The sequence below is a fragment of the Bradyrhizobium sp. genome (genome assembly GCF_019242285.1).
Lineage (GTDB): Bacteria > Pseudomonadota > Alphaproteobacteria > Rhizobiales > Xanthobacteraceae > Bradyrhizobium.
Map to the genome: position 1 here is coordinate 1 of NZ_JAFAVV010000014.1, position 5,685 is coordinate 5,685.

Consider the following 5,685-nt stretch of genomic DNA (forward strand, 5'->3'; position numbering starts at 1 on the left):
CTCCCGGAATTCCTCCGCGATCAGTCTTGCGCCGGCGCGGGTCACGGCGGTGACGCGCCGGAGATCGAAGATCACGAATTGCGGGCGCGGCCTTGCTGCAAGCTGGCGCGAGACATAGTCGACATTGGAGAAGGACAGCGTTCCGACCAGCTCGAACACGCGGACTTCCTGATGATGGTGAGCGAGGATGTTGCGTTCCTTCGGCCTGCGGCTGCGGCGCGAGGGATTCTTGCCGATGGTGTAGTCGGCGATGATGGAGTTGCGCGCATCGTCGCTGCGGTTGAGCATGTGCAAATCGTAATGCCGCGACAGCTGCTCGCAGACCTTGATGCCGCGCACGCTGTTGCCGTGCTTGTCGAGCCTGGGCGAATAGCTGCCGAGCCCGAGCCTTGCCGGCAGCGCCGCCAGGATGCCGCCGCCGACGCCGCTCTTGGCAGGAATGCCGACCCGGTAGATCCATTCGCCGGCATAGTCGTACATGCCCGACGAAGTCATCACCGACAGCGTCCGTGCGACCGCGTAGGCGCTCACCGCCCGCTCGCCGGTCACGGGATTGGTGCCGCGATTGGCGAGGGTCGCGGCCATGATGGCGATGTCGCGCGCCGTCACCAGCACGGAGCACTGCCGGAAATAGACCTCCAGCACGGCGCCGACGTCGTCGCTGAACACATGCGAGTTGCGCAGCAGATAGGCGATGGCGCGGTTGCGGTCGCCGGTCGCGCTTTCGGACGCGAACACCGACTCGTCCATCGTGAGCTCGCGGCCCGCGAAGCGGCCGAGCGCCTGGCGGATGTAATCGAAAGCCTTCTTGCCCTTGGATTCGAGGATCAGGCCCGAGCAGGTGATCGCGCCGGCATTGACCATCGGGTTGAACGGATGGTTGTCGGCGTTCAACCGGATCGAGTTGAAGGGATCGCCCGACGGCTCGACCCCGATCGCGCTCTCGACCCGCGCGGCGCCCAGCGTGTCGAGCGCCAGCGCGAACACGAACGGCTTCGACATCGACTGGATGGTGAAGGGCACCCCGGTGTCGCCCGCCTCGTAGACGTGGCCGTCGAGGGTCGCAAAGCTGATGCCGAAATGATCCGGGTTGGCCTTGGACAATTCGGGAATGTAGCTCGCGACCTCGCCGCCATGGTCGGCGGCAAAATCGCTATGGCAGGCGGCCAGAAACCGCCGCAGCGGCGGCATCGACGCCGTCCATTTCTTGGCCTGCCGCAGCGGCGCCGGTCGCATCGTGTCCATGGGTTGAGATCCTGCCGCGAGTGGTATGGCCCGGCAGCGTCCATGACAACATTGATATGTGGCATGCCAGCCTGCTTCTTGTTGTCGCCGCAAAGCGCCTAGGCTAGCCTGATCGATAAGCGGAATATTATTCCGTACGATGGAAAAAGCGGAAAAAGCGAGGAGCGCATGGGAAGACGCTCGGAGCGGCTGAGCAGGCATGGCATGCTCGCTGGCGATCTCGGAGGTGATGGCGACGTCATTCAGGTGGTTTCGCGGGCGTTCGACGTCCTGCGATGCTTCGAGGGTCACGAGGCCCGGCTCGGCAATCTCGAAATATCCAACCGCTGCGGCCTGCCGCGCTCGACGGTGTCGCGGTTGACCCACACGTTGACCCGGATGGGCCAGCTCGTCTACCTGCCGCGCGACCAGAAATACCGCATCGGCCCGAGCGCGGTCGCGATGAGCACGGCGATGATGAAGGGCCTCCAGCTCCGCAACCTGATCCGGTTGCGATTGCAGGACGTCGCCGAGCAGCTGCCGGGCACCGTCGGCTTCGTGATTCCTGACCGCTATCACCTCGTCTATCTCGAATACGCTCGTGCCGCCAACGCGCTCGGCCTGCATGAGACCACCGGCAGCCGGATCGCGATGGCGACCACGGCCGCAGGCCATGCCTATACCGCGTCGCTGGCGCCGGAGGTCGGCGACGCCCTGCTGGCCGAGATGGAGCGGGAGATGCCGGAAGGGGCGAAACTGCTGCGACCGCGGATCGAGAACAACCGCCGCCTCCTGAAGGAGCAGGGCTATGTCACAGCCTGCGGGCTGTGGAGCCCGCACATCAACGGCGTCGCAGTGCCGCTGTGGTCGCCGCAGTACCAGACCTTCGTGGTGGTCACGATCGGGCTGTTGTCGGCGATGTTCGACGAGAAGCGGCTGCATCGGGAGGTGGCGCCGCGCATGATCGAGCTGGCGGTTGCGGTGGGTAGTCTCCTCGAAGGCGCCGAGGGCGATTTCCTCAACAGGGGAGTGGAGCGAAAGCCGCTGCCGATGCGCGCCAATAACAACAACAAGATGATCAAGACGGAGGAGACGGATGAACTGGAAGCCCGAACTCGACGAGCTCGCCCGGCGCGAAGCATTCGCGCGGGAGATGGGCGGCGTTGAGAAGGTCAAGCGGCAGCGCGACCAGGGCCGGCTCACCGTCCGCGAACGCATCGACAGACTGGTCGATGCCAATTCCTTCCACGAAATGGGTGCCATCGCCGGCGTTGGCGAATATGACGAGCAGGGCGAGCTCAAGCATCTGACGCCCGCCAATTGCGTGTTCGGCCGCGGCCGGATCGACGGCCGCACCGTGGTCGTGGTCGGCGACGATTTCACCGTGCGCGGCGGCTCGGCCGATGCCTCGATCAAGGCCAAGCCGCTGATGGCGGAGGAGATGGCGCACGATTTCCGTCTGCCGATCATCCGCATCATCGAGGGCTCCGGCGGCGGCGGCTCGGTGAAGACCATCGAGACCAAGGGCGCGGCCAATCTGCCCGGCGGCATCGGCGGCAACCGCGCCTATCTCTACACCACGGCCAACATGGCCCGCGTGCCCGTGATCGGGCTCGGCCTCGGTTCGGTCGCGGGTCTCGGCGCAGCGCGGCTTGCGGCTTCGCATTATTCGATCATGACCCGCGATTCCGCGATGTTCGTCGCCGGCCCGCCGGTCGTGAAGCGGTTGGGTCAGGATTTGTCAAAACAGGCGCTGGGCGGCGCCGACATCCAGACCCGCGCCGGCGGCGTGGACGACGCGGTCGACACCGAGGAGGAGGCGTTCGCGCGGGCGCGGCGCTTCCTGTCCTATCTTCCGCAGTCCGTCTATGAATTGCCGCCGACCTTGCCGTGCGACGACGATCCGGAACGGGTGGAGGAAGCGCTGATGACGGCGGTGCCGCGCAGCCGCCGCCAGGTCTACAAGATGCGCCCGATCATCGAATCCGTGGTGGACAAGGGCTCGTTCTTCGAGGTCAACGGCAATTTCGGCCGGCCGATGATCACGGGGCTGGCGCGGCTTCAGGGCCGCGCGGTGCTCGTGCTTGCAAGCGATCCTTTCCATTACGGTGGCTCCTGGACCGCGGAAGCGTGCCAGAAGGTGGTGCGCTGGGTCGATTTCGCCGAGACCTTCCATCTGCCGGTCGTCTATTTGATGGATTGCCCGGGCTTCATGATCGGGCTGGAAGCCGAGAAATCGGCGACCATCCGCCACGGCGTGCGCGCGATGGCGGCGGTCAACCAGTCGACCGTGCCGTGGTGCACGGTAATCGTGCGCAACTCGTTCGGCGTCGCCGGCGTTGTGCATCAGCCGGCGGATCGCTACTCGATGCGCTACGCCTGGCCGTCGGCCTATTGGGGTTCGCTGCCGCTGGAAGGCGGCATCGAGGCGGCCTATCGGGCGGAGATCGACGCGGCCGAGGATTCCGTCGCCAAGACGAAGGAGATCGAGGACCGGCTGAACAAGCTGCGGTCGCCGCTGCGCTCGGCGGAGAAATTCTGGGTCGAGGAGATCATCGACCCGCGCCGGACGCGTGCGCTGCTCTGCGAGTTTGCCTGCCTCGCCGAGCCGCTGCGGACGCCGGGGCTCGCGACCAACATGAGCATCCGGCCATGAGCAACAACGGGAACGGAGGTGCTACGGCTCGCGCTCGCCTTCTTCCTTCGCGCTCGGTCAGTCCGTCCGACCGCAACCTGGTCAGCGCCTATCTCGACGGCGGTTTTCTGTTCACCGGCTTCAGCGACAAACGTCCGAACGACAGGTTCGGCGTCGCGGCCACCTACGCGAAAATATCGAATCGAGCGCGCCAGTTCGACCAGGATGTACAACTCTTCACCGGTACCGCCTCTCCGGTCCGTGACCTCGAGGCGGTCCTGGAGATCAGCTATCAAGCCGAGATCAGGACCGGTTTTCTGGTGCAGCCGGTGTTTCAATACATCGTGCATCCCGCGGGTGGCGCCGTCGATCCCAACGACCCCACCCAGACCCATCGCATCAAGGACGCCGTGATGCTCGGCGTCCGCACCACCATCAATTACTAGCTCCCATCAGGCCGCGGCTTCGGCTGCGGCAAGAACGGGCCTTGGCCGCGAGATCGAAAGCGCGACCAGGGCCGCGATGATGCACAGCGCGCCGGCGACGAAGAAGGCCGGCAGGTAGCTCGCCAGCAGGGTGCGCGACAGGCCGGCCGCGAAAGCGGCAAGACCAGCACCGATCTGGTGGCCGGCGAAGATCCAGCCAAACACCAGATTGGCGCGTTCGGCGCCGAAGCGCTGCGCGGTCAACCGCACCGTCGGCGGCACGGTCGCGATCCAGTCGAGCCCGTAGAACATGGCGAACAGCGACAGGCCGTAGAACGTAAAGTCGCTGAAGGGCAGGAACACCAGCGAGAGTCCACGCAGGCCGTAATACCAGAACAGCAGCCAGCGGTTGTCGTAGCGGTCCGACAGCCAGCCCGACATGATGGTGCCGAAGAAATCGAACACGCCCATCGCGGCGAGCAGGCTCGCGGCCTGCACCTGCGGGATGCCGAAATCCATGCACATCGGAATCAGATGCACCTGGATCAATCCCGCGGTGCTGGCGCCGCAGATCGCAAAGGTGAGGAACAGCGCCCAGAACACCGGGGATTTCGACGCGTCGCGCAAGGTGCCGAGCGCGGCGCCCATGATCGGCGCCGCGTTCGGCGGCGGTGCGGGCAGAGGCTCGGTGCCGGTATCGCCGAACGGCCGCAAGCCAAGGTCGCTTGGTCGGTCGCACATCAGCATCAGCACGGCAAAAGCGGAGACGCACAGCATGACGCACACGAGTGCCAGTGCCGTGCGCCAGCCGTAACGTTCGGTGAGGCTCGCGATCAGCGGCAGGAAGATCAATTGTCCGGTGGCGACGCTCGCGGTCAGGATGCCGACCACGAGTCCGCGACGCGCCACGAACCAGCGCGCGGCAATGGTCGCACCCAGGACCAGCGCGGTCATGCCGGTGGCGATGCCGATCACGACCCCCCATAACAGCACCAATTGCCAGACTTTTGTCATGGCCAGCGAGGCGAGCAGCGCCGAAATCACGATGAGTTGCGCCGTCAGCGCCACGTTGCGCAGGCCGTAGCGGTTGAGCAGCGCCGCCGCGAACGGCGCCATCAGCCCGAACAGCACGAAGCGGATCGAGAGCGCGGAGGAAATTTCCGCGGTCGACCAGCCGAATTCATGCTGCAGCGGCACGATGAAGACGCCGGGCGCGCCGACCGTGCCGGCCGAGATCAATGCGGTGAAGAAGGTCACCCCGACCATCACCCAGCCATAGTGGATATTGCGGCGGGCGAGCGCCGACGCGAGCCAGTTCGAGATCATGACACCTCAGGAAGTTCAGATTGAAGACAGGTGAACCGCACGAGCCCGCCACCCTGCCACACCGAAGCCAAGGCA

The 5,685-nt window shown here is 65.5% G+C and carries 5 protein-coding genes; 3 read left to right on the forward strand and 2 right to left on the reverse strand.

The features are described from left to right. A partial coding sequence (glsA, locus tag JOY90_RS00660; RefSeq protein ID WP_291689253.1) for a glutaminase A occupies positions 1-1,236 on the reverse strand: 1,236 nt, incomplete at its 3' end. Positions 1,237-1,413: 177 nt separating this feature from the next. On the opposite strand from glsA, the gene JOY90_RS00665 reads away from it, so the two are divergent. Genes JOY90_RS00665 through JOY90_RS00675 form a run of 3 tightly spaced genes read left to right on the forward strand, consistent with a single transcriptional unit; the run spans position 1,414 to position 4,305 of the window. Continuing rightward, positions 1,414-2,391 carry an IclR family transcriptional regulator gene (locus tag JOY90_RS00665; protein WP_291689249.1) on the forward strand — a complete coding sequence of 326 codons (978 nt, stop codon included), beginning with the start codon at positions 1,414-1,416 and terminating at the stop codon, positions 2,389-2,391. Continuing rightward, the gene (locus JOY90_RS00670) at positions 2,321-3,880 is read left to right on the forward strand and encodes an acyl-CoA carboxylase subunit beta (RefSeq protein WP_291689250.1); all 1,560 of its coding nucleotides are present in this window, start codon (positions 2,321-2,323) and stop codon (positions 3,878-3,880) included. Before JOY90_RS00665 ends, JOY90_RS00670 begins: the two co-directional genes overlap by 71 nt. Beyond that, entirely contained in the window at positions 3,877-4,305 is a 429-nt protein-coding gene (locus JOY90_RS00675) for a carbohydrate porin (RefSeq protein ID WP_291689251.1), read from the forward strand. The genes JOY90_RS00670 and JOY90_RS00675 overlap by 4 nt, the downstream gene beginning before the upstream one ends. 6 nt (positions 4,306-4,311) lie before the next feature. Here JOY90_RS00675 and JOY90_RS00680 read toward each other — a convergent pair whose 3' ends face one another. Further along, complete coding sequence (locus tag JOY90_RS00680; RefSeq protein WP_291689252.1) at positions 4,312-5,610, reverse strand: MFS transporter; 1,299 nt, start codon at positions 5,608-5,610, stop codon at positions 4,312-4,314. Positions 5,611-5,685: the final 75 nt, after the last annotated feature.